Raw genomic sequence first — 23,879 nt, forward strand, 5'->3', positions numbered from 1 at the left:
ACACCCAGAAAAATCCTCCCTTTCGAGATCGCGCTTAACGAATGGCCGTTATTGGGCGCCCGGATCGCCAGCCTGAACGTCCGGATGTGGGCGAAGCCTGACCGAGCGGGCGGCAAGCGACGAGCGCACCGCGTAATCAAGGCCCCGTGCCATTCACTCCTTCCGCTGCCTGTGGGCCACTTTTTTCTGACGGAGGAGCCTAAACGGGCGTTCTTAATGTCGACTTGGCGTGCCGATCGGGGTGCCTGCCCCGAAGCCCGCAGACGCACGAAAGCCCGCGTCCCTGGTTGGGGACGCGGGCTTCCTGTTCAGCCTTGCGGCTAAGCCTCGATCAGAACTCGTTCCAATCGTCATCCGAACGGACCAGCGCTGGGATCGCCGCGGCCGGGAGCGGCTTGACCGGCGAGGCATAGCCTGCGCTCGGCTGGCTCAGCGCCTTGCCGAAGGTCTGCTGGATCTTCGCGCGGGCGCCACTGCTTCCGCCGCCATTGCCGACGTTGAAGCGGCTCGCCTGATCGGCAAGGTTGCCGACTTCGCTCGCCAGGTTGCGCGCGGCGGCCGAGGTTTCCTCGACCATCGCCGCATTCTGCTGCGTCGACTGGTCCATCGTGCCGATCGCCGCGGAGATCTGCGTGATCGCCGCCGACTGCGCCTGGTTGTCCGCCGCCATCGTCGCGAGCAGCTCGTGGACCTGGCCGACGTCGCCCGAGATATTGGCGAGCGCGCCATCAACCTTCTGCACCGCTTCGACCGCGGTGACGATATCGGTCTGCGTGACCGTCAGCTGGTCGCGCGCACGCTTGGCCTCTTCCTCGGCGCGCATCGCCAGGGCCGAGACGAGATCCGCGACCACCGCGAAACCGCGCCCTGCGTCACCCGCACGGCCCGCTTCGACCGCGGCGTTCATCGCCAGCACGCGCGTCTGGAACGCGATCTTGTCGAGTCCTTCGATCACGCTGTCGATGCCCTTGGCGCTCTCCGAAACACGTCCCATCGCCTGCACCGCTTCGTCGGCGACCGCACGGCCACCACCGACGGTGGCGATCGCCTGGTCGGCGCGCTCGACGGTCTGCGTCGATGCCGACGCACTCGCCTTCAGACGGCCGTCCATCTGCGTGACCGACGCCGCGGTCTCCTCGAGCGAGGCGGCGTTGCTTTCGGTACGGCGCGCAAGATCTTCCGAGGCCTGCGCGATTTCGCCCGAGCCGGTACGGATCGTCATCGCACTTTCGCTGACCGAGCTGATCAGCCCGCGCAGATTGTCGAGCGCCTCGTTGAAGTTGCTCTTCAGTGCGCCGTATTCAGGCGGGAAGTCGGCCTTGATCGCCGCGGTCAGGTCACCTGCCGACAGCTCGGACAGATGCGTCGACACGGTGTCGACAACCATCTTCTGTTCGGCATCGGCGCGTGCCTTGGCGGTGTCAGCGGTGTCCTTGGCGATGCCGTTCTCGCGGAACACCTTCACCGCCTTGGCCATCGCGCCGACTTCGTCCGCACGATCCGTGCCCTCGACGTCCTTGGCATAGTTGCCACCGGCGATGTCGCCCATCTGCGCCTGGAGACGATTGAGCGGCCCGGTGATCCCGAAACGCGTGATCAGCATCGCCAGACCGACGCCGGCGATGATCGCCATGATCGCGACGACATACAGCATGGTGATGGTCGATGCGCTCACGGCAGACAAATCATTCGACGCGACCGCTGCCTGATCGCTGTTGCGATCCACCAGCGTCAGCGACTTCTCGAACACCGGAGTCATCACCGCGTCCGCTTGGCCGAGCACGGCGATCGCCTCGGCGCTGCGATTCTGCGCGCTCAGCTGGTTCGCCCGTTCGACGAGACCGCGAACCCGCTGCATTCCGCGCAACGTCTCGTTGAGCTCACCGACGGCCGGCGGGTTGGCGACCTTGCCGCGTTCCAGATCGGATGCGATCTTGTCGGCATCGACCTGGAATTTCGCGAGCGTCTTGCGCCCCTCCTCGCTGTTCGCGCCGACCACGGCAATCTTGTAGCCGTCGTACATCATCGCGTTCATCCGGGTGTTGCCCCGCGATCGGAACATCGTGCCGGTCAGCTTCTGGTCGATCAGCCGTGAATACGACGCATCGATCATCGCGATCTTCGACGATCCGAACCACGCGATCGCCAGCGTGATACATCCCAGCAGCACGAGCAAGGATACGACCTTGGTCGAGATCTTCGCGTTGTTGAGCATTCCCATTTGACGTCTCTCCTGTTCGACCTCGGCCACGCGGAAGATCGCGCAAAAACCTCGGACTGTTATGAATTCGTTCGACCGAATGGCCGTGCGGCTACAGCTTCATGCTGATCCAGCCGCTCAGGCAGTCGGAATTGTCGAACCCGCTGCGCGTCAGCACCGATCGTGCGATCAGATGTTCGTAGCGACCGGTGATCGAGACCCGCGGCGCGACCGACCAGACGAGCTGCGCGCGGGCGACGTCGGCGACGTGCATGCCGCGCACCGACTGCGTGCCCGCATAGGCGCGCCCGCTCGCCGCATAGACGGCGTCGTCGACCTTCGCCCGCCACACCCGCTGCGCTTCGACCGTGAGGCGGACGCGGGTGATCGGCGACAGCGTGAAATTGGGCGCGACCGCGACGAAATTGGTCGGCGAAAAGGCATCCTGATAGCTGAAATAACCGCCATCGAGCACCGGTGCCGCCGCGTTGTGAAGCGAACCGTTCCGATAGCCGCCGCCGCCCGATCCGTAATCGACGTGCAGGCCGATCCGCGGGGATGTTCCCGCGTCGCCGATCCGGACGGTCTGCGCCGCGAACACCTGCCATGCGTCGATCGCGCGCGGGCCGAACCGACCGCTCTGGCGATTGGCGCTCCAGTCGAGCGTCACCCGCCCGGCATCGCCCCACAGCCGCAGCCCGTAGAACCGGCGTGCCTCGCGCGCGGTGTCGCCGCCGAAGGTGACCGCGTCGCGGCGCAACCGCCACGCGAAGGGCTCGAGATACAGTTTCGATCCGCCGAACCAGGTCTGCGGCAGGACGATGCCGGTCGTGACGCCCGAGAAACGCCGCGCATGATCGACGCGATCGTCGCCGGTGCCGCCGGTACCGTAGCGCGTGAAGCGGAGGTCGAACACGTCGGCACGGACCGAACCGAGATGCGCCCAGCCGCGGGCGCCGTTCAGGACGACCTGGATGTTGCCCGCATCGCCTTGGCTGACCAGCACGCCAGGCCCGTCCGCGAAGATCTGGCGACCATAACGGACGCCGACATCGCCGCCGTCCAGCGCGGTCGAAACCTCGGCGAACGCCTGCTGGACGATCAGCGTGTTGCGCATGTTCGCGCCCGCCTGCGTCGCACGGTCGCCGGCGACACCGCCATGCGCCAGCTCGCCGTAAAGGCGGACATGCGATCCCAGATGGAGATCGCTGCCCGCGAACAGCCGCAATTCGCGCTGCCTGATCTTCTCGGCGTCGCGCGCACCGGGATTGGTGACGGTATCGACGCGGCCACGGATTTCACCGGACAGCGTCAGATAGACGTCGTCGCGGCCAGCGATCGGGATGAACTTCAACCGATCGAGCGGATCGTCGCGCAGCGCGGGATCGCGGTACCGCGTCCAGTTTTCTGCCCAGCGCGCGATCGCATACCCCGCGCTCACCGCACCATCGCCCGCCGCTTCGGCCGGATAGACCGTGGCGATCGGCGTCGCCCGCGTGGTGGTCTGCGCGGCGGTGTCGGGCGTCGCCGTCGCGACCACCGAATCCTTGGCCTGGGCCAGAACCGGCGTCGCAGAGATCGGGGTGAGCGCCAGCAACAACGCGATGCGGGCCAGGGTACGAGAGACCATGGCGAGGCCTTTTCGGTGGGAGGGTGTGTCTCCTTCATGATAGGACGCCCGCGGATTATTCGGGTGCGAAGGGAACAATTGTTAAAGTCGCGCGTGTTGCCCGCGGCTTAGGTCCCGACCTCGATATCCGATCTCCCCCAGACGCACGAAAGCCCGCGTCCCTGATTGGGGACGCGGGCTTCCTGTTTAGCCGTGCGGCTAAGCCTCGATCAGAACTCGTTCCAATCGTCGTCCGAACGGACCAGCGCGGGGATCGCCGCGGCCGGCAGCGGCTTGACCGGCGAAGCATAGCCTGCGCTCGGCTGGCTCAGCGCCTTGCCGAAGGTCTGCTGGATCTTCGCGCGTGCGCCGCTGTTGCCGCCGCCATTGCCGACGTTGAAGCGGCTTGCCTGATCGGCAAGGTTGCCGACTTCGCTCGCCAGGTTGCGCGCGGCTGCCGAAGTTTCCTCGACCATCGCCGCGTTCTGCTGCGTCGACTGGTCCATCGTGCCGATCGCTGCGGAGATCTGCGTGATCGCCGCCGACTGCGCCTGGTTGTCCGCGGCCATCGTCGCGAGCAACTCGTGGACCTGGCCGACGTCGCCCGAGATGTTGGCGAGCGCGCCGTCTACCTTCTGCACCGCTTCGACCGCGGTGACGATATCAGTCTGCGTGACCGTCAACTGGTCACGCGCACGCTTGGCCTCTTCCTCGGCACGCATCGCCAGGGCAGAGACAAGATCGGCAACCACCGCGAAGCCACGCCCTGCGTCACCCGCACGCCCGGCTTCGACCGCGGCGTTCATCGCCAGCACGCGCGTCTGGAACGCGATCTTGTCGAGCCCTTCGATCACGCTGTCGATGCCCTTGGCGCTCTCCGAAACACGCCCCATCGCCTGGACCGCCTCGTCGGCGACCGCACGACCACCACCTACGGTGGCGATCGCCTGGTCGGCGCGCTCGACGGTCTTCGTCGATGCCGACGCACTCGCCTTCAGACGGCCATCCATCTGCGTGACCGACGCTGCGGTTTCCTCGAGCGAGGCGGCGTTGCTCTCGGTTCGGCGTGCTAGATCTTCCGAGGCCTGCGCGATTTCGCCCGAGCCGGTGCGGATGGTCAGTGCGCTTTCGCTGACCGAGCTGATCAGCCCGCGCAGATTGTCGAGCGCCTCATTGAAGTTGCTCTTCAGCGCGCCGTATTCGGGCGGGAAGTCGGCCTTGATCGCGGCGGTCAGATCACCCGCCGACAGTTCGGACAGATGCGTCGACACGGTGTCGACGACCATTTTCTGCTCGCCATCGGCGCGTGCCTTGGCGGCGTCAGCAGCATCCTTAGCGATGCCGTTCTCGCGGAACACCTTCACCGCCTTGGCCATCGCGCCGATCTCGTCGCCGCGATCGGTACCCGTCACGTCCTGCGTATAGTCGCCGGCGGCGATCTCGCCCATCCGGCTCTGCAGCTTGGCAAGCGGACCGGTGATGCCGCTGCGCGTGACGATCAGTGCAAGCCCGACGCCAGCGACCACGCCGATGATGCCCATCACGATCATCGTCGTCGACGTCGAGTTCGCGACGATCGTCAGTTCGTCGGCGGACTTGTTGGCGGCCGCGATCCGCGCGTCATTGAACGCCACGAGATCGGCGGAAAGTTTGGCGATAAGAGGACGAGCCTGACCGATAACGGCGGTGGCTTCCGCGTTGCGGTTCTGCAATCCCAGTGCGGCAGCGCGCGAGGTCAGCACGTGGCTCTGGTCGAGCTGCGCGATAAACGAGCCCAGCTGGCTTTTCAGCGCCGGCTCCTGCTTTTCGACCGCGCCGAACAGATCGCGCGCCGCGTTGTAGTTGGACAACTCGCTCTGCGCGGCGTCGCGTGCTTCCGGGCTGGCGCCGTCATAGACGACGGTCGCGAAGGCCGCGTTGCTCATCTGCACGGCCATCCGGGTCGCACGAACAAGCTGGACGGTATTCGCCATGTCTTCGGTCATTTCGGTATTGGCGTTGTCGGCGATCAAGATCCGACGGGAGCCATTCCAGGCGATGAACATCGTGATCGCACCGAGCATCAGCAGCAACGCGACGATCTTCGTCGGTATCTTAATATTATCGAGGAATTTCATGTGGATCTCCAGAAGGGCCCCCGCCCCGTACGCAGTATCTATAGGGGGCCGCCGGACCTCCCGGTCGCAGCGGCGCGGCATTGTCGTGGTGACGTGTCAGAACGGCGTCGCGGTGTGTCAGAAATGGCCGTTGATCGAGATTGGCGTGGCCTGCTCGCTCGACAGCAACGTGCCGCGGACGCCATACACCGCGCTCTTCGCGCCGGTCAGGCGCCGCGCCTCGGCGGCGATCGCGCCCATGATCTCGTCGCACATCGCGATCCGGCGCTCGAGCAGGTTCGCGTTCACGCCGAGCCGGCGGACCAATGTCTCCAGCAACGACCGGATTTCGCCTTGCTCCTCCTCGGGCAGGTCGTCGAGCCAGCGTGGCCGCTCGCGCGCGAGGCGGATCGATTCCGCCTCGACGATCCCCGCCAGCCGTATCTTCGCCGCGACGAGTTCGGGCAGGTCGCTGGCATTGGCCGGGCGAGTCAGCCGGTCGTTTTCCTCATCCAGGATCATCGCCAGCGACGTCAGGCTCTTGACCAGTTCAATCACGCGTCGTTCCTCCCTGTAATTTGATGATCTGCGCCATGACGGCGGGTGCCAGACCGATGCCGCCCTTCGCCGCGATCGCGGTGCCGAGCTTTTCGGCGAGCACGCCGCGGAACATTTCCTCGCCGTGACCGCCCCCGAACGGACCGTCGGTCTCGACCGTCTCCATCATCATCTGGGTCATCTGGCCGAGGAACACCGCCTCGAACGACTTCGCGGTCTTCGCCTCCGCACCCTTCGCCGTTGCAGAAGGCGGCGCTTTCGGCGTGACGGAGGGTATTGCGACCGGCGTTGCTGTAATGGTCGTATCGATGGGCATCACTGGACCTCGATCTCGGCCTGGAGCGCGCCCGCGCTCTTGACCGCCTGGAGAATGGTAATGAGGTCGCGGGGCGACACGCCGAGCGTGTTGAGCCCGCTGACCAGCGATTGCAGCGACGCCGAACCGCCGACCATCGCCAGCGACGCACCGCCGCCATCGTCGACCGCGACGCGGGTTCGCGGCAGCACCACGGTCTGCCCGTTCGAGAACGGCGCGGGCTGCGATGCGACCGGGGTCTCGCTGACGCTGATCGTCAGCCCCCCTTGCGCGATCGCGACCGGGCTGATCCGCACATCGGCGCTCATCACGACCGTGCCCGACGCCTCGTTGATGACGATCCGCGCGGGCTGATCGACCGCGATCGGCAGGTTTTCGATTTCCCCCAACAGGTCGACCGAGTCGCCGGTAAAGGACGCCGCCGGCGCGATCTCGACCGTGCCGGGATCGAGCACCTTGGCGGTCCCGGCGAACCGACCGTTGATCGCCACCGCGATGTGCCGCGCGGTCGTGAAATCGGGGTTCTTCAGCGCGAGCTTGAGGCTGGTCGCGGAGCGCAGCGCATAGGGCACCTCCTCCTCGACGATCGCGCCGCCGGCGATCCGCGCCGAGGTCGCGACGCCGCGGCTGACGCTGGCGCCGGCCCCTTGCGCCTTGAACCCCGATACCGCGACCGGCCCTTGCGCGACCGCATAGATCTTGCCGTCGAGCGCGCGCAGCGACGACACGAGCAGCACGCCGCCCTGCAGATTGGTGGCATCGCCGAGCGCGGCGACCTGGACGTCGATCGTCGAGCCCTTGCGCGCGAACGGCGGCATCGTCGCGATCACCGAAACCGCGGCGACGTTGGCCGGCTTCATCGAGGAGTCACGGACGTTGACGCCCATCCGCTCGAGCATCGCCTGCAGCGATTCCTCGGTGAACGGCGCGTTGCGGACCCGGTCGCCGGTGCCGGCAAGGCCGACCACCAGCCCGTAGCCGACGAGTTGGTTCGACCGCACGTTCTCGACATCGACGATGTCTTTCACGCGCGTGCCTGCCGAGGCCGGCACCACGCCGAGCGCAGCAGCCAGGGCGGCGCAGATCAGAGAAACAAGACGGAGGCGCATGGCCGGGGCTTTCGCGAGACGTTGGACATCAAATTTCTTATAGGATAGGAATGGCGCCCGCCGACCGAAGGGACGAATAATGCGGATCGACGGCATCACGCCGCTGCTCCAATCGATGCTCGCCGATACGCGCACCCGCGATGGTTTCGCGCTGCCCGCCGCTGTCGCCTCGGCCGCCGCAACCACCGCCGAGGCACCACCATCGACGCCCCCGCCAGTGGTCCCGACATCGGCGACCTCGGTTCAGATGATGGTCGCGCTCGCCGCGGTCGATCCGGTCTCGGAACGTCGACGCAAGATCGCGGAGGACGCCGATCGCGGCCTGACGTTGCTCGAGCGGTTGCGCGACGATCTCGCGCACGGTGCCGCGCCTCCCGAACGCGTGCAAGAGCTGGCCACTTGGGCCGAGGCGTTCGTCGTACCCGACGATGCCGTGGTGACTCCGGAGTTCGCAAAGGTCGCGCGCGACCTCGAAGTGCGCGTCCGCGTCGAACTCGCCAAGCTCGACCTCAACGCCTGACGTAACTCGCGCAGCCTAGCGCAGGCGCTTGGCGATCCGCATGACGTAGCCGATCACTTCGGCGACTGCCGCATAATGCTCGGTCGGGATCGGCCGGTCGATCTCGACGCTGGCGTACAGCGCGCGCGCCAGCACGCGGTTCTCGACGATCGGCACCCCCGCCTGCGTCGCGATCTCGCGGATTTTGAGCGCGATCGTATCGACCCCCTTCGCCACCACCACCGGTGCCCCCATCCGACCGTGGTCGTATTTGAGCGCGATCGCATAATGCGTCGGATTGGTGATGATCACGCTGGCGCCCGGCACCGCGGCCATCATCCGCCGCCGCGACCGCTGGATCGCGATCGAGCGGATCTTCGCCTTGATCTTGGGATCGCCCTCGCTCTGCTTGTGCTCGTCCTTGATCTCCTGAAGCGACATCTTGAGCTTGGAGAACCAGGTGCGGCGCTGCCAGATCAGATCGGCCAGCGCGATCGCGCCGACCGGTACCGCGACCGTCTTGACGAGCATCACGACCAGCCCCGCGGCGGTCGTCCCGATATCCGCCGCATCCGCACCGACCAGGCTGTCGAGCGCGTTCGCGCGCGGCCACAACGCCCACACCGCGACCCCGACGATCACCGACAGTTTCGCCAGCGTCTTGGCGAACTCGACCAGCGCCTGCTTGCCGAACAATTTTTTGGCGCCCGAGATCGGCGACAGCTTGCTCCATTTGGGCGATACCCGCGACCATGAGATCGTCGGCCGCCCGTGCATCACGCCGCCGAGAATCGCGAACGCGACCAGCGCGCCGAACAGCGGGGCGAAAACCACGCCGATCTGAAAGATGATCCCGCTGGCGATGTTCTGCGCACCGTCCGGCGCGAGCGAATAGTCCTCCGCCTGACCCCATAGCCGCACCAGCATCGTCGCCAGCCGCGAGAATGCGTGGACACCGAGACCGCCCATGACCGCCAGCATCGCCGCGAAGATCGCCGCATGCCGCATCTCCGGCGCGCTCGGCAGATCGCCCTTCTTGCGCGCATCCTCGAGCCGCTTGCCGGTCGGGTCATGCGTCTTCTGGTCCTTGTCCGCCATCCGATCAGCCCCAGCCCGCCTGGATCCAGCTGCCCATCGACGCCGCGAACACGGTCAGCATCACCCCGAGCAGCGTCGAGAACAGCGCGAGGCCGAACAGCAGGTTGAGCGGTTGCGCGACGAAGAAGATCTGGATCGCGGGGGCCAGCCGCGCCGACAGGCCGAGCGCGACGTTGAAGACGATCCCGTAGACGATCATCGGTGCGGCCAGGCTGACGCCGAGCGCCATCGACCGGCTGACGGTCTTGACTGCGAGCGCCGCGAAATCGCCCGCTGCCGGCACGCCGCCGACCGGGAAGACGTCATAGGACCGCACGATCGCGGCGATCCAGAGATGATGGACGAGCAGCGCCATGCAGATCACGCCGGCGGCGACGCCGACGAATTTCGACAGGATGCTGGCCTGCCCGCCCTGCGAACTGTCGGCGACGATCGCGGAGGTCAATCCGACCTGAAGGCTGGCGATCGACCCGGCGATCGCCATCGCCATGAACATGATCCGCACCAGCATGCCGAGGCCGAGGCCGGTCAGCAACTCGCACAGGATCACGCCGGGCAGCGCATCGATGTTCTGCGTCACCGACTGGACGTGCGGCGACAGGATTCCCCACAGCCCCGCGGTCATCCCGAACGCGATCATCAGCCGGATTCGCGCAGGAATCGCATCCTCCGAGAAGACCGGCAGGACCATCAGCACCGCACCGACCCGCGCGAACAGCACGAGAAACGCGACCGCCCAGATCGGGATGCCGTTGAGCGTGTCAGCCATGGATGATGCGGTCGGCGACGAGGTGCGTGAAATCGGCCATCGCATGCCCCATCATCGGCAGCGTAAGCATCAGGACGACGCCCATCGCGACCAGTTTCGGCACGAAGGTCAGCGTCTGTTCCTGCACCTGAGTCAGCGCCTGCATGAGGCTGACCGCGACGCCGACGATGAGCGCGGTCAGGAGCAACGGTCCGCAGACCGTCAGCACGACGACCAGCGCGGACCGCGTGATTTCGATGACGTCGGTCGGCGACATGTCAGATCTGCATCCGCATGATGTCGGAATAGGCGCTGACCACGCGGTCGCGCACCGCGACGACGGTGTCGAGCGCGGTTTCCGCCGCACCCATCGCGGTGACGACGTCGATCAGGTCGCCCTTGCCCGCGACCTGCTTCGCGCTCGCGGACTCGGCGGCGCGCATCGAGCCTGCCGCGTCGCCGACGAGGTGTTCGACCATGTCGCCGAACCCGCCCGCACCCGAACTCGCGCCGACCCCGCCGGCCTTGCCGAGCAGCCCGCCCGAGTCCTTGCCGATACCAAGCGCCCGGCCATAGGCGGAGGTCGCATCCAATGCTCCGATGGACATCGTTGTTCGTCCTTACTTCAAAAGGTCTATGGTGCGCATCGTCAGGCTCTTGGCCGCTTCGATGGCGTTGAGATTGGCTTCGTAGGCGCGCTGCGCGGCCTTCATGTCGGCCGCTTCGATCAGCGGATTGACGTTCGGCATCAGCACATAGCCCTTGGCGTCGGCGGCCGGACTGCCCGGCTGATAGGCGCGTTGGAAGGCGGTCTTGTCGGCGTCGACCGAGCGGATCTTGACGCCGTTCGTGCCGTTCGCGCGATCGACGTCGGCACTGAAGCTCGCGACCCTACGACGATAGGGATCGCCGCCGGGCGATGCCGATACGGAGTCCGCATTGGCGAGGTTTTCGGCAATGACGCGCATCCGCAACGACTGCGCGCGCAGTCCGGATGCCGACACCTGTACCGCGTCGGTCAGGTCCATGATTGTCTCCGTCGGGCGCCGTGATGGCACCCACCTTTCCCTAATAGGCAAAAAGTTCCGGCCCCGGTCGGGACCCGGCAATTCTTTCCTATGATGGCCTGAAGGAAGGAACATTCATGTCCGTACTCGAGGATATCACCATCGATCTGTCGATCGTCCTGGGATCGACCAATCTGCCGATCCGCCAGATCCTGGCGATGGGGCGCGGCGCGATGATCGCGCTGGATTGCGGTCACGACGACCCGACCCTGGTCTATGTCAACGGCAAGCTGGTCGCGAAGGGCCGCGTGCTGGTCGACGAAGACCAGATGTCGCTCGAAGTGACCGAAGTCATTCCGCGGGAGCATCGTTGATGGATATCGCCGCGCTGTTGCGGACAATGGGCGGTCTCGGCGTCGTGCTGGGCATGCTCGCGGCCGCGCTGTGGCTGGTCCGCCGCTACGATATCGCGCTGCCCGGCCGGGTCGGCGTCAAGCTCGGCCGCCGCGTCGAGCTGGTCGAACGCATCCAGATCGACGGCAAGCGGTCGATCATCCTCGTCCGCCGCGACGACCGCGAACATCTGTTCGTGCTCCACCCCGACCGCGCCACGATCCTCGAAACGCGCATCGTTCGTGCGGACGAGGAGGCGCAGGCGATCGCCGATCTCGAACAGGCGGAAGGCTCGCACAGTCCCGTGCTGTGCAAGTCACTCGAAGAGGCGTGGTTCAATGCGTAAGCGCAGCGCGCTCGCGCTCATCCTCGGCGCGGCGATGCTGTTCGCACCGACCGCGGCGATGGCGCAGAGCGCATCGGTGACGTTCGGTCAGGGCAGTCTGTCAGCGCGCGCGATCCAGCTCATCCTGATGCTCACGGTGCTGAGCCTCGCGCCGGGCATCCTAATGACCGTCACGTCGTTCACCCGCATCGTCGTCGCGCTGTCGCTGCTCCGCACCGGTCTCGGCGCGCAGGGCGTGCCGCCCAACCCGGTCATCATCAGCCTTTCGCTGTTTCTCTCGTTCTTCGTGATGGCGCCGACCTTCGAACAGGCGTGGCACGACGGCGTCCAGCCGTACACCGCAGGCAAGATCCAGGAGACCCAAGCGTTCGACCGGACCATCGAGCCGTTCCGCCGCTTCATGCTGTCGCAGGTCCGCGATCAGGATCTCGCGCTGTTTACCGAACTCGCGCACAAGCCGCCGGTCGCGCGGGCCGACACCGGCCTGTCGACGCTGATGCCGGCGTTCATGATCTCGGAATTGCGCCGCGCGTTCGAGATCGGTTTTCTGCTGCTGATCCCGTTCCTCGTCATCGACCTCGCGGTTGCGGCAGTATTGATGGCGATGGGCATGATGATGCTGCCGCCACCAACGATATCGCTACCAATGAAAATCATTTTCTTTGTCTTGGTTGACGGTTGGGCCTTAGTTGCCGGATCACTGGTCAAAAGCTTCGGCACCGGCGTGTAAGGGATTTATTTACAACTTATGTTAACAATATAAATTAGATATCTTATAGTGGTCTGATGACATAAACGCCGTATTTCCGTTACATGCGGGCACAAAGGGGAACCGGCGATGCGTAATACTGCTGCTACCGTCCGCCTGTCCGATCGTTCGGATGGCGTCACGACGGACTGTTCCGCTATCCCCGGCACCGCAGCCACAATCGATTGTGTCTTGCCCGCACCGTGCAGCGAGGGGCGCGATCCGTCGGGACTCCCGATCTGGAGCCCGTTTGGCGCCGACGCTGCGCTGCCGATCTATGTCGCAGGCGACGCCATCGCGTTGCCGCTCCAGGGCCTTTCGGCGATCGCAGCGGATCTCAAGACGTTTGCGATGCATCACGACCCGGCGCTTGCAGCGATCCTGTTGATCAACGTAAGCCGGCCGGCCGTCGACGAGTTCATGATCCTGAAGGACATCGTCGAACGCCAGTCCGCGGTCGTTCCGATCGTTATCGTCGATACCTGCGAAACCAATCTTGCCGTCGAATTGATGAAAGCCGGCGCGACCGACGTTCTCGAGTCGCCGGTCGACGCCAGGCAACTGCTGCGTGCGCTCGCCGCCGCGTTCGAGCGCACGCAGCAGCGTGACGACGTCGGGGCCGCGACCCGCCTTGCGCGCGCGCGGATCGACAGCTTGTCGCCCCGCGAACGCTCGGTCTTCAATGGCCTGATCGGCGGCTGGCCGAACAAGATCATCGCCAGCCGACTCGCACTCAGCCCCCGCACCGTCGAGATCCACCGCGCCAAGATGATGACGAAGCTCAAGCTCCGGACCGTGGCGCAGGTGCTGCAACTCGCCTTCACGGCAGGGGTCACGTTCGAGGACACCGAATGACGGATCGCCTGCACGGGGATGGAAGAGGAAACGCGAAACGCTTCTGACCCGCGCGATACTGCTCGCTGAGCGCAGCCAGTCACAGGGCTCGACGAGTTACTCGCCGACGATCGCGATCGTGCCTTCTAACTAGCACTGCAGTCGCACGCGCGGCGGAGGGCCCGTCTGCACGAACGCGCGGAACCAGGTTCGGCGCAATACGGGAATACGCGCCCGATCAATCAGACCAGCGACACGATTGTAAGTAAATCGCGTAAGGCCGCCGGTAACGGCATAACGCTTCCTTCATGCCTGTATCCCAGAAGTGCTTGAAAGGAGACAGGACGTGTTGCGACGCATTCGGCGCGACCAGGTAACGCTTGGCATGTTCGTGCACCGGTTCGAAGGATCCTGGCTCGACCATCCCTTCTGGCTTCCGCGTTTTCACCTGACCGACGCGAAAGATCTCGCACGCATTCGCGAAAGCTCCGTCACCGGCGTCGTTATCGACGAAGGACGGGGCTTGGCGCTCGATAGCGCCGATAGCGCTGATAGAGGGGCTGCGAGCGAGGATGGCGACGACTCGGTCGCCGGGCACGACCTGCTGTCTCCACCGCTGCTCTCCGCTCAACGACGCCACGGTTTCGCGGAAGAACGGGAACGCGCCGTAGCGCTCGTCAAGCATTCCGCGCGTGAGATCAAGCGCCTGTTCGCCGAAGCGCATGCCGGCGAGAAGGTCCGGCTGACTGCGTTCGCGCCGCTGGTAGCGGAGGTGATGGCCTCCGTGGCGCGCAATCCCTACGCGCTCATCGCCGTCACGAGACTGAAGAAGCAGGACGAATACACGTATGTGCATTCGCTCGCGGTGAGCGCGTTGATGACGAGCTTTGCGCGTCATCTCGACATGCCGGAGAGCGAGGTCTTCGACTATGGTGTTGCCGGCATGGTGCACGACATCGGCAAGATTGTCGTCCCCAACAAGATCCTGCAGAAGCCGGGTCCGCTGACCGACGACGAGTTCGCGCTCGTCCGCACTCATCCGGAGCAAGGCTATCGGCTGCTCAGCCGACATGCCGGTGCGTCGGACGTCGTCCTGGACGTGTGTCGTCACCACCACGAACGGCTCGATGGTTCGGGGTATCCATTTGGGCTCAAGGACGATCAGATCAGCCGGGCCGCCCGCATCGCTGCAATCTGCGATGTCTACGACGCCTTGACCTCCAACCGCAGCTACAAGGCCGCCTGGAAAGCCGAGGAGGCCATCGGTCGCATGTACGACTGGGACGGGAATTTCGATCGCGAACTGCTTCTGGGGTTCATGAAGACGATCGGCGTCTACCCGCCCGGTCTGCTGGTGTATCTCAGCTCCAACCGGCTGGCCGTCACCATGCCCAATGACCGCCGAACGTCACGGCCAAAGGTCCGCGTCTTTTTCTGTGCACGCGAACGCACCCAATTGCCGCTGCTGGACCTCGTCCTCGACGATGATCTCGGGCATGATCAGATCGTTCGGGAAGAGTCCCCGGTCGACTGGGGGATCACCGACTGGCCGCTCGTCGCCGAGCAACTGATGAACGGGTGTGTCCCGAAGATCGTTTCAGTCCGTCCCGCCGGCACGAACTCCGACCGACCAGCACTCCACCTCGCCGACGCTCCCTGATCGCTGGGCGCTGGGCGCTGGTCGCCTTAGCTGCGAAAATGGTCGGCAAACTGACGCTGCGGTCGCGTGCCCTGCGAACAGACGATCAAAACCCAATCGGAACGTCGCTGTCCCGCCTGGGCCGCGGTGATCGTGCCCTTTTGGGAACAAGGCCCGCCATAACCGGATCGGCGCCTTTGCCGGGTGCAGCCGCTATCCCACACGTCGTAGTTCGTGCAGGCGCCTCATCCCGACGACACGCCGTTGGCGGGAAAGTGCGCGTTGGGGGAAAGCGACCGTTGGGTCGCCCTCCCCCCGGGTAGCTTAGAAATTGCCGCGCAGGATGAACGAGAAGCGGCGGTCGTTGACGAAATAGGACCGGGGCGCGAGCGCTTTCGGATCACCGCTATACGCCTGCAGCGTCTTGGTCACCGAGTTGGTCAGGTTCACACCCTGCACGCCGACCTTGATGTATTTGTTGACGTTGAGGAAGGCGGAGGCGTCGAGCTGCCCGGCCGCGGCCTGGAAGATCGACGTATACGGGAAGATCACGTCGGCCGCCGTCAGCAGATATTTCGACCGCCAGTTATACGCGGCACGAACCGAGACCGGCCCCTTTTCGTAAAACAGCGTCGCGTTGACGTTGTGCTTCGAGAGACCTTCGAGCGGCAGGCTGCCGGTCTTGGTCTGCGGCGCGACGTTGCCGACCGGCGTCCCCCCGTTCAGGAACGAGTTCGGCAGCCCCGAGCTTTGGATGAACGAATAGTTCCCGGTGAAACCAAGGCCGCTCAGAACACCCGGCAGGAAATCGAAGGTCTGCTGATACGCGACCTCGACACCCTTGATCTTGCCGTGTCCGTTGTAATTGGCGGGACCGCGGGTGAGCAGCGGGAAGGTGATCCCGTTGTTCTGCAGCGGCAGGTTGACGACCGACTGATAGAAGAAGTTCTTCACGTCCTTGTAGAAGGCATCGATCGTCAGCGAACCGACCTTCGAGAAATACCATTCCGCGGTGAGATCGAACTGATACGCGGTCGCGGGCTTGAGATACGGGTTGCCCACCGTGCTCAGGAAGTTGCCGTTCCCGTCGATCGAGATCTGCTGGTAGTTGCGGATCAGCGCGGAGTCCGGGCGGGTCAGCACCTTCGATCCCGACAGGCGAGCGAGCAGCTTCGGCGTGATGCCGAGCTTCAGGTTCACGCTCGGCAGGAGGTAATTGTAGCTGTTCTTCGCCTGGTTGAAGAGATTGGCCGTATCCACACCGGCAAACTGCTGCAGCTGGGCATAGCCGGTTGCCCCGAGATTGCAGACACCGCCTGGACGCGTTGGGTTCGTACCGGGAGGTGCACCCGCCGGCACCGCGGAAACGGCGCAGCGTGTGTCATAGGGGTTGGTGATGTTCAACGTCGCCTGGTTCGGAATCGTGCTCGTGCCGAACGAGTCCAGCCCAGTCCGTACATAGCGCGCACCGACGTTGCCGCTGAAGTTCAGCCCGTTGCTGTCGGACTCGGTCTTGAACGACACCATCGCATAGGCGGAGAAGTCGCGCTGATGGACACGCTGGATCTCGCTCGGCAGGTAATTCGTCCCGGCCACGACACCCGGGCGCTCGGCGAGCGGCCGCCACTGCTGTTGGGTGTTGCCGTTCTGCGTCTGCGCGGTGGACTCGACTTGTTTGATGAAATCAACGGCGCCGTTATAGTCCTTGATCATGTCGCCATTGTAGTAATACGCGCCCGGCGGTGAATTCGTCGCGCCGCGGAAGAAGTTCGGGAACGTGTAATAGTCCGCCCGGTCGCCGCCGAACTGGTTCACCGTCACCGGATACCCCGCCCAGACTTCGCTGACCATGCCCCAGTTATACGTCGAATACTGGACCGTCTGATCGCGGTCGGCATAGCGCGCACCGAACCGCGCCTTGGTGAAGAAGCCGCCATCGGCGAAGTCGTACGTCGCATCGCCCTTGAACTGGAACTCCTTGCCGACGCTGTGCTCGGCATGATCCATCGCGGCGCGCCAGAACGTCGTGCTCGGATCGGCGAAATACTGACTGTCGGTCTGGCCGGCGAGGACGGCGTTCGCCGGCGTCGCCCATGCCGCCGACAACGTGCTCGGCTTGTGCGAGATGACGTTCGGCACGCTCCCCGACAGATCCAGTTCCTGGTCAGCGAACGTCTCGCCGAAGATGTTCAGGCTGAACGTGTCGTGCTCGGAGCGGGTGTAGTCCGCGTCCAGCGCGATCGTCAGCCGTTCGGTCGGATGAATTTCCGCATTCAGGCCGTAATCGTTGATGAGGTTCCGCTCATAGGTCTGGCCGCGCGACAGGGAGATCGGCGCGCCGCCGGTCGGGATCGACGTGGTGGATGGCGCGCCGCTGCGGTTGGTGCGGAAACCCGTGCCCGGCGTCGTGATATAGCCGCTCTTGAACAGACCGTTCGCATCGTAGGTATAGTTCGTGAACCCGCCGACCGGGCATTCCGCCCGCGTCGTGCCGTTGTTGTTGTAGAGCGGACCGTTGCTGTTCTGCTGACAGCCATTGGGGAAGGTGCTGTATTCGGACAGATCCGGGGCCGCTTCGAACGTATGTTCGCTGGTCGAGTTCGTCGTGTGCGAGCGAAGATATTGCCCGGTCAGCAGGAAGGAGCGATCGGTCGACTCGAACTGCGCGGCCAAGGCGACGCCGTCGCGCTTGCGATCGAAGGTCTGCGTCCGATACTGGCCACCGAGCGGCGAATATTGCCCCGTGGACAGATCGGCGAAGCCGTCGGCCCCGGGGGTCGAGGCGGCGTTGCACGCGGCGCCGGCGGCGGGCAGCGTGGTGGTGTCGGTGCTGCTCGGCAGCGGGTTGCGACAGACGAGCACGCCGTTGCCGTTCTGATACGGTACCTGGCTGTTGTCGCGGGCCTGGAAATTGGTGATCTGGACGCCGTCCGCACGGCTGCGGATCCGCGAATAGGACACGTCGCCGAGCAGGCCGAATTTGCCGATCGGCGTATCCCAGGTGTTGCTGACGAGCAGCGACCCGGTCGGCGTCCACTTCTTGGCGAAATCGCCGTAGTTCGCTTCGGCATCGGCGCCGATATGAAAGCCGTTATTGTCGAACGGCTTGCGCGTGTTCAGATTGACCGTTCCGGCGAGCCCGCCCTCGATTGAGGCGGCGGTGACGTTCTTGTAGACTTCCACCGACCCCAGCAATTCGGCCGGGACGTCGCTGAAGTTGAGCGCCTGCCCACCGATCCCCGCGGCGAACGCGTCGCGGCCGTTGAATTCCGACCGAACGAAGTTGAGGCCGCGGATCACGACGCCCGAACCTTCGACCGAGAAATGGTCGGGGTCGTTGGCGCCGGCGAAGCGGCTGATCGACACGCCGGGTACGCGCTGCAACGCTTCGGTCACCGACCGATCGGGCAAGGCGCCGATATCGGTCGCGGTGATCGCGTCGACCACGGTATCGGAATTGCGCTTGATGTTCTGCGCGTTGGCAAGGCTCTGCCGAATCCCGGTGACGACGATCTCGCCTGGCGCATCACTGGTATCGGCGGCGGCGGTGCTTTGCGTATCGGTCGCGGACGGATCGGCCGTTGCGGTCGCGGGGCTGGCCGACCCGGCGGTGCCCTGCCCGGTTTTCGCGCCGGTCGGCGACGTCTGATTGGCGGCGGGTGCAGCAGTCTGCTGGGGGTCCGGACCGGTCTGCGCCTGCGCGACTCCAGCCAAGGCTACGCACAACGTCGTCGCCGACGCGCTATGTAAAAAACGAACAATATGACGAACGGCAGTGTTCGACGGCGCAATGCGGCGCATTATGACCCCTCCTAAACGCAGCGCTGTAATCGCGCCTGATTCCCTGTCGCCGCCGAGTGTCCCGGGCCTCGGCGTGCAGTGCGTGTTTGCGGTAACATAGTGCGGAAATCAAACGGTAAATACTTAGAATGTGACAATCCGGCAACGCCGTCACAACAATCCATCCGCGGTTGACGCAACGGGTCGAATGAGGGAGCATCTTGTGAGAGCGCCACCATAAGGCGCGTCGGGAGGGTATCGAGTGCCGGTCATGGCAAAACCAAAAACACGCGTGGTTGTGGTTGGTGGCGGCACGGCCGGGTGGATGACCGCGGCAGCGCTATCGCGCCTGCTGCCGGGCCAGTGTTCGGTGCATCTGATCGAGTCCGAGGCGATCGGCGTGGTCGGCGTCGGCGAGGCCACGTTGCCGCATATCCGCGCGTTCAACGAGCGGCTGGGCATCGACGAGGCCGACTTCATGGCGCGCACCCGGGCGACCTTCAAACTGGGGATCGAGTTTCGCGACTGGAACCGCCTCGGCGACAGCTATATCCATCCGTTCGGCACCTTCGGTCGCGGCACCGGCGGGGTGGATTTCCAGCATTACTGGGCGCGCTTGCTGGGCGAAGGCGCGCCTCTGCCGTCGCTCGATTCGGTGTCCTACGCGTGTGCGCTGGCCCGCGCCGGCAAGTTCGATCGTCCCGAGACCGATCCGCACCGGCTCGCGGGCACGTTCGGCTATGCCTATCAGTTCGATGCGCTGCTCTTCGCACCCTATCTCCGCGAGATTGCCGAGGGCATGGGCGCCCGCCGGACCGAGGGGGTCGTCGTCCGGGTGGAGCGTGACGGAGACAGTGGCGACATCGCCGCGATCGTGCTGGACACCGGCGAGCGGATCGAAGGCGACCTGTTCGTCGACTGCTCGGGGTTCCGCGCGCTGTTGCTCGGCGAGGCAATGGCGGAACCGTTCGTCGACTGGTCGCACTGGCTGCCGACCGACCGTGCGGTGGCGATGCCGTGCCGCACACGCACCGCGGTCACGCCGTATACGAGTGCGATCGCGATGCCTGCGGGCTGGCGCTGGCGGATCCCGCTGCAGCACCGCACGGGCAACGGCTATGTCTATGCCAGCGGCTTCGTCGCCGACGACGATGCGCGCCGCGCACTCGAAGCCGCGGTCGAGGGGGAGGCGCTGGCCGCACCACGCGTGCTGCGGTTCAAGGCCGGGCGCCGCCGCCGCAGTTGGGTCGGCAATTGCGTCGCGATCGGGCTCGCGAGCGGGTTTCTCGAACCGCTCGAATCGACCAGCATCTACCTTGTCCAGCAGGCGATCACGACGTTGATCGAACTGTTCCCCGAACCCCGCATCGCCGCGACCGACCGAGACGAGTTCAACCGCGTGATCGACCTCGAATATGATCGGATCCGCGATTTCCTGATCCTCCACTACCACGCCACGACGCGCAGCGATTCGCCGTTCTGGGACTATGTCCGGACGATGCCGATCCCCGACACGCTGTCGGAAAAGCTCGACTTGTGGCGCACGCGCGCACGGATCGTGAAGTACCGCGAGGGCGTCTTTCTCGATCCGAGCTGGGTGGCGGTGTATCTCGGCCAGGGAATCGTTCCGGAAGGCTGGGACCCGCGCGCCGATCCGGTCGCGTCGGACGCGCTGGCGCGCAGCCTCGACGCACTGCGCGGGGAGATCGCCAGCGACGTCGCGCGACGCCCGGATCACCGCAGCTTCATCGAACGCTATTGCGCGATGGCACAGGCGGCCTGATGCGGCAGGAGCAGCTCCGGAGCGTCCTGGTCGCGGGCGGCGGCATCACCGCGTGGTGCGCGGCAGCCGCGCTGAAACGCCGCGCGCCGTTCCTCGACGTGGCTATCCTGCGCTGCACGCCGTCACGCGACGCGCTGGCGGACCGGATCGCGTGCACGCTGCCGTCGCTGCTCGGATTCCACGACGATCTCGGCATCGGTGCCGCCGATGGCATCGCCCGGACCGCGAGCGGCTATCGCCTGGGGACGCTGTTCAGCGGCTGGGCAACGGGGTTGCCCGACTATGTCCATGCCTATGGCCGTTATGGCCGATCGCTGGGTCCGACCGCGTTCCATCTCCACTGGATCCGGTCCGTGCTGGAGGGCGCGCGCGCGGCACCATTCGACAGCCATTCGCCCGCCGCAGCGCTCGCCCGCGCCGGGCGGTTCGCGCCGACCATGCCCGAGACGCCGTTTGCGGATCACGAATATGGGCTGACGCTCGACCTTCCGCGGTATCAGACGATGATGCGGGCCTTCGCGCTGCATGTCGGCGTGCGCGAGATCGTCGGCGAGATAGCCGGCATCGTTCGCGATACCGGCGACGGGATCGCCGCGGTGGAGCTTGCGGGCGGGTCATGCATGGTCGCCGACCTGTTCGTCGACGCGACCGGCCCCGACGCAAAATTACGCGGCGCCCTCGACGACGTCAGGGACGACTGGAGCGCCTGGCTGCCATGCGACCGCGTCCTGCTCGCCGAGGGTAGCGCGGAACCGCTAGTGCTCACCACCGCGGTCGCGCATCCGGCGGGCTGGCGCTGGAGCAGCGGCGCGCAAAGCGGCTTTGCCTATGCGTCGGGGGAGATCAGCGACGCCAAGGCCGCGCGCGTGTTGCGCAATGCCGCAGGCACGGCGCCCGGCGAGCCGATCCGCGTTCGTCCGGGAACGAGGCCGCACCCGTGGCTGGGCAATTGCATCGCGATCGGCGACGCCGCGACCGAAGTCGAACCGCTCGAATGGTGCAACCTCCACCTCGCGCTTAGCGCGATCGACCGGTTGATCGCGATGCTCCCCGGTCGCACGCCGACCCGAGGTGAAGCGGCCGAGTTCAACCGCCAGACGCTGGCCGAGGCCGAACGCGTCCGCGACTTCCTGGCGTTGCACTATAAAACTGCGCAGCGTGACGATCCGCTGTGGCAGGCGGTCGCCGCCGCCGTGCCGCCAGCCAGCCTTTCGCACACGCTCGCGCAGTTCACCGAGCGTGGCCGGCTTCCCTTCTATGAGGAGGAGACGTTCGCGCGCGACAGTTGGGCTGCCGTCCTCATCGGTCAGGGCGTCCTGCCACGACGGATCGATCCGCTCGTCGCGGCGGTTCCGGCCGCTGCCGCGCAGACCGCGATGGCACGACTGACCACCGAGATTGCCGCCGCCTTGCCGCATATTCCCACCCACGCCGCGTATCGCGCGGCCCAGACGAGACATCTCCTGCCATGAACGAGCATTCGATCCGACGCGTCGTCATTGTCGGCGGCGGCACCGCCGGCTGGATGGCCGCGGCGGCCTTCGCGCGGTTTCTCAACAACGGCTATACCGAGATCACGCTGGTCGAATCCGAGGAGATCGGCACGGTCGGCGTCGGCGAGGCGACGATCCCGCCGCTGATCAATTTCAACCAGATGCTCGGGCTCGACGAGAACGCGTTCCTGGCGGCGACGTCGGGCACGTTCAAGCTCGGGATCGAGTTCGTCGACTGGGGCGCGCTCGGCGAACGCTATTTCCACCCGTTCGGCAATTACGGCCACGACCTGCAAGGCGTCCATTTCCACCAGCTTTGGCTGCGCGAGAAGGCGCGGCGGCCGATCGCCGACATTTCGGCCTGGTCGATGAGCGCGATGGCGGCCGCGAACGGCAAGTTCGGGCGCGCGACCGGCGACGCCCGATCACCCGTGCGCGAGCTGTTCTACGCGTTCCATTTCGACGCATCGCTCTACGCGCGATATCTGCGCGACTATGCCGAGCGCGCCGGCATCGTCCGGATCGAAGGCAAGATCGCTGAAGTGAACCAGCGCCCCGCGGACGGCTATGTCGCTGCGGTCACGCTTGAGGACGGGCGCCGGATCGAGGGCGACCTGTTCATCGACTGCTCGGGCTTTAGGGGTCTGTTGATCGAGGAAACGTTGCACACCGGCTATGAGAGCTATGCGCAGTGGCTGCCGTGTGACCGTGCGGTTGCAGTCCCCTGCGCGTTGCCCAACCCCGGCGAGCCCGATGCGTTCACGCGCTCGACCGCGCACAAGGCGGGCTGGCGATGGCGCATCCCGTTGCAGCACCGGATGGGCAATGGCCTGGTGTATTGCAGCAAATATCTCGGCGACGACGAGGCCGAAGCACAGTTGCTCGCGAGCCTGGAAGGCGAACAGCTCGCCGAGCCGCGACGGTTGCAGTTCACCGCCGGCCGCCGCCGCGACTGCTGGAACCGCAACGTGGTGGCGCTCGGCCTGTCCAGCGGGTTCATCGAACCGCTCGAATCGACCAGCATCCATCTGGTACAGGCGGGAATCCAGCGGTTGATCGCGCTGTTTCCCGACAAGCGCTTCGATCCGGTCGAACGCGACGAGTTCAACCGGCAGATGCACGATCTGTACGAGGACATCCGCGATTTCATCATCCTGCACTACAAGGCGACGCGCCGCGACGATTCGCCGTTCTGGAACCGGGTGCGGACGATGGACATCCCCGAAAGCCTGCAACGCAAGATCGACCTGTTCGCCGGCAAGGGGCGGCTGTTCCGCGAAGGCTATGACCTGTTCAGCAACCCGAGCTGGGTCGCGGTCTGTCTCGGCCAAGGAATCACGCCGCAGGGCTGGGAGCCCGCCGCCGATGCGCTCGACGAGCAGAAGGTCGCAAGCGCGCTCGAGCAGATGCGGCGCGGGTATCTCGACACCGCGCAGCGCCTGCCGACGCACGGCGAGTTCCTGCGGCGGACCGCGCCGTCCCCGCTCGCCGCGCAGGCTGCACCGTCCTCCTCGGCGCCTGCTTCCGCCCCTGCCCCGACCTCGTCCGACGACGTTCCGTTCTTTGCGTTTACCGCGGAGTCGCCCTTCGATGTCGGCGGCGGGGGCTCGCCGTTGTGATGCA

General features: G+C 65.5%; 21 protein-coding genes. 9 read left to right on the forward strand and 12 right to left on the reverse strand.

Translation table 11 applies throughout. The features are described from left to right. Positions 1-331: 331 nt before the first annotated feature. The 6 genes from C8J47_RS09165 to C8J47_RS09190 form a co-directional block, all read right to left on the reverse strand. A complete protein-coding gene (locus C8J47_RS09165) occupies positions 332-2,221 on the reverse strand; it encodes a methyl-accepting chemotaxis protein (RefSeq protein ID WP_121885442.1) in 1,890 nt (629 codons plus the stop codon). Between the two features lie 91 nt (positions 2,222-2,312). Continuing rightward, a complete protein-coding gene (locus C8J47_RS09170) occupies positions 2,313-3,830 on the reverse strand; it encodes an alginate export family protein (RefSeq protein ID WP_121885443.1) in 1,518 nt (505 codons plus the stop codon). Between the two features lie 209 nt (positions 3,831-4,039). Then, positions 4,040-5,926, reverse strand: a complete 1,887-nt coding sequence (locus C8J47_RS09175) for a methyl-accepting chemotaxis protein (protein WP_121885444.1) — start codon at positions 5,924-5,926, stop codon at positions 4,040-4,042. A 117-nt stretch (positions 5,927-6,043) separates the two neighbouring features. Beyond that, positions 6,044-6,463, reverse strand: a complete 420-nt coding sequence (locus tag C8J47_RS09180) for a hypothetical protein (protein WP_060527117.1) — start codon at positions 6,461-6,463, stop codon at positions 6,044-6,046. Next, positions 6,456-6,779 carry a rod-binding protein gene (locus C8J47_RS09185; protein ID WP_121885445.1) on the reverse strand — a complete coding sequence of 108 codons (324 nt, stop codon included), beginning with the start codon at positions 6,777-6,779 and terminating at the stop codon, positions 6,456-6,458. The genes C8J47_RS09180 and C8J47_RS09185 overlap by 8 nt, the downstream gene beginning before the upstream one ends. Beyond that, the gene (locus C8J47_RS09190; protein WP_056055584.1) at positions 6,779-7,888 is read right to left on the reverse strand and encodes a flagellar basal body P-ring protein FlgI; all 1,110 of its coding nucleotides are present in this window, start codon (positions 7,886-7,888) and stop codon (positions 6,779-6,781) included. Before C8J47_RS09190 ends, C8J47_RS09185 begins: the two co-directional genes overlap by 1 nt. Before the next feature lie 79 nt (positions 7,889-7,967). On the opposite strand from C8J47_RS09190, the gene C8J47_RS09195 reads away from it, so the two are divergent. Beyond that, the gene (locus C8J47_RS09195; protein WP_121885446.1) at positions 7,968-8,408 is read left to right on the forward strand and encodes a flagellar assembly protein FliX; all 441 of its coding nucleotides are present in this window, start codon (positions 7,968-7,970) and stop codon (positions 8,406-8,408) included. Between the two features lie 15 nt (positions 8,409-8,423). On the opposite strand, the gene flhB is transcribed toward C8J47_RS09195, so the two are convergent. Genes flhB through flgC form a run of 5 tightly spaced genes read right to left on the reverse strand, consistent with a single transcriptional unit; the run spans position 8,424 to position 11,261 of the window. Next, entirely contained in the window at positions 8,424-9,485 is a 1,062-nt protein-coding gene (gene flhB / locus C8J47_RS09200) for a flagellar biosynthesis protein FlhB (protein WP_121885447.1), read from the reverse strand. 4 nt (positions 9,486-9,489) lie between these two features. Beyond that, entirely contained in the window at positions 9,490-10,254 is a 765-nt protein-coding gene (gene fliR / locus C8J47_RS09205; RefSeq protein ID WP_056055571.1) for a flagellar biosynthetic protein FliR, read from the reverse strand. After that, complete coding sequence (gene fliQ, locus C8J47_RS09210; protein WP_056055568.1) at positions 10,247-10,510, reverse strand: flagellar biosynthesis protein FliQ; 264 nt, start codon at positions 10,508-10,510, stop codon at positions 10,247-10,249. Before fliQ ends, fliR begins: the two co-directional genes overlap by 8 nt. Before the next feature lies 1 nt (position 10,511). Next, positions 10,512-10,841: a flagellar hook-basal body complex protein FliE gene (locus C8J47_RS09215; protein ID WP_121885448.1), complete on the reverse strand. Its 330-nt coding sequence runs from the start codon at positions 10,839-10,841 to the stop codon at positions 10,512-10,514. Positions 10,842-10,853: 12 nt separating this feature from the next. Beyond that, a complete protein-coding gene (gene flgC / locus C8J47_RS09220; protein ID WP_060527122.1) occupies positions 10,854-11,261 on the reverse strand; it encodes a flagellar basal body rod protein FlgC in 408 nt (135 codons plus the stop codon). Between the two features lie 116 nt (positions 11,262-11,377). Here flgC and C8J47_RS09225 point away from each other — a divergent pair, with 116 nt between their 5' ends. The 5 genes from C8J47_RS09225 to C8J47_RS09245 all read left to right on the forward strand — a co-directional run bounded on the left by C8J47_RS09225 (position 11,378) and on the right by C8J47_RS09245 (position 15,221). Continuing rightward, the gene (locus C8J47_RS09225; RefSeq protein WP_121885449.1) at positions 11,378-11,614 is read left to right on the forward strand and encodes a FliM/FliN family flagellar motor switch protein; all 237 of its coding nucleotides are present in this window, start codon (positions 11,378-11,380) and stop codon (positions 11,612-11,614) included. Beyond that, positions 11,614-11,979 (forward strand): flagellar biosynthetic protein FliO, encoded by a 366-nt coding sequence (locus C8J47_RS09230; protein ID WP_121885450.1) that lies wholly within the window; start codon positions 11,614-11,616, stop codon positions 11,977-11,979. The genes C8J47_RS09225 and C8J47_RS09230 overlap by 1 nt, the downstream gene beginning before the upstream one ends. Next, positions 11,972-12,709: a flagellar type III secretion system pore protein FliP gene (fliP, locus tag C8J47_RS09235; RefSeq protein WP_056055556.1), complete on the forward strand. Its 738-nt coding sequence runs from the start codon at positions 11,972-11,974 to the stop codon at positions 12,707-12,709. The genes C8J47_RS09230 and fliP overlap by 8 nt, the downstream gene beginning before the upstream one ends. Before the next feature lie 108 nt (positions 12,710-12,817). After that, positions 12,818-13,582 (forward strand): response regulator transcription factor, encoded by a 765-nt coding sequence (locus C8J47_RS09240; RefSeq protein ID WP_121885451.1) that lies wholly within the window; start codon positions 12,818-12,820, stop codon positions 13,580-13,582. A gap of 325 nt (positions 13,583-13,907) precedes the next feature. Further along, positions 13,908-15,221, forward strand: a complete 1,314-nt coding sequence (locus tag C8J47_RS09245; RefSeq protein WP_147454303.1) for an HD-GYP domain-containing protein — start codon at positions 13,908-13,910, stop codon at positions 15,219-15,221. A 303-nt stretch (positions 15,222-15,524) separates the two neighbouring features. Here the strand turns inward: C8J47_RS09245 and C8J47_RS09250 are convergent, their stop codons facing one another. After that, positions 15,525-19,001: a TonB-dependent receptor gene (locus C8J47_RS09250; protein WP_121885453.1), complete on the reverse strand. Its 3,477-nt coding sequence runs from the start codon at positions 18,999-19,001 to the stop codon at positions 15,525-15,527. A gap of 250 nt (positions 19,002-19,251) precedes the next feature. Here C8J47_RS09250 and C8J47_RS09255 point away from each other — a divergent pair, with 250 nt between their 5' ends. The 3 genes from C8J47_RS09255 to C8J47_RS09265 are packed head-to-tail and all read left to right on the forward strand — an operon-like array spanning position 19,252 to position 23,875. After that, entirely contained in the window at positions 19,252-20,763 is a 1,512-nt protein-coding gene (locus tag C8J47_RS09255) for a tryptophan halogenase family protein (protein WP_121885454.1), read from the forward strand. Continuing rightward, entirely contained in the window at positions 20,739-22,235 is a 1,497-nt protein-coding gene (locus tag C8J47_RS09260) for a tryptophan 7-halogenase (RefSeq protein ID WP_121885455.1), read from the forward strand. Before C8J47_RS09255 ends, C8J47_RS09260 begins: the two co-directional genes overlap by 25 nt. Continuing rightward, a complete protein-coding gene (locus C8J47_RS09265; RefSeq protein WP_121885456.1) occupies positions 22,232-23,875 on the forward strand; it encodes a tryptophan halogenase family protein in 1,644 nt (547 codons plus the stop codon). The genes C8J47_RS09260 and C8J47_RS09265 overlap by 4 nt, the downstream gene beginning before the upstream one ends. Positions 23,876-23,879 lie beyond the last annotated feature (4 nt).

The organism is Sphingomonas sp. PP-F2F-G114-C0414, from assembly GCF_003688595.1.
Taxonomy (GTDB): domain Bacteria; phylum Pseudomonadota; class Alphaproteobacteria; order Sphingomonadales; family Sphingomonadaceae; genus Sphingomonas.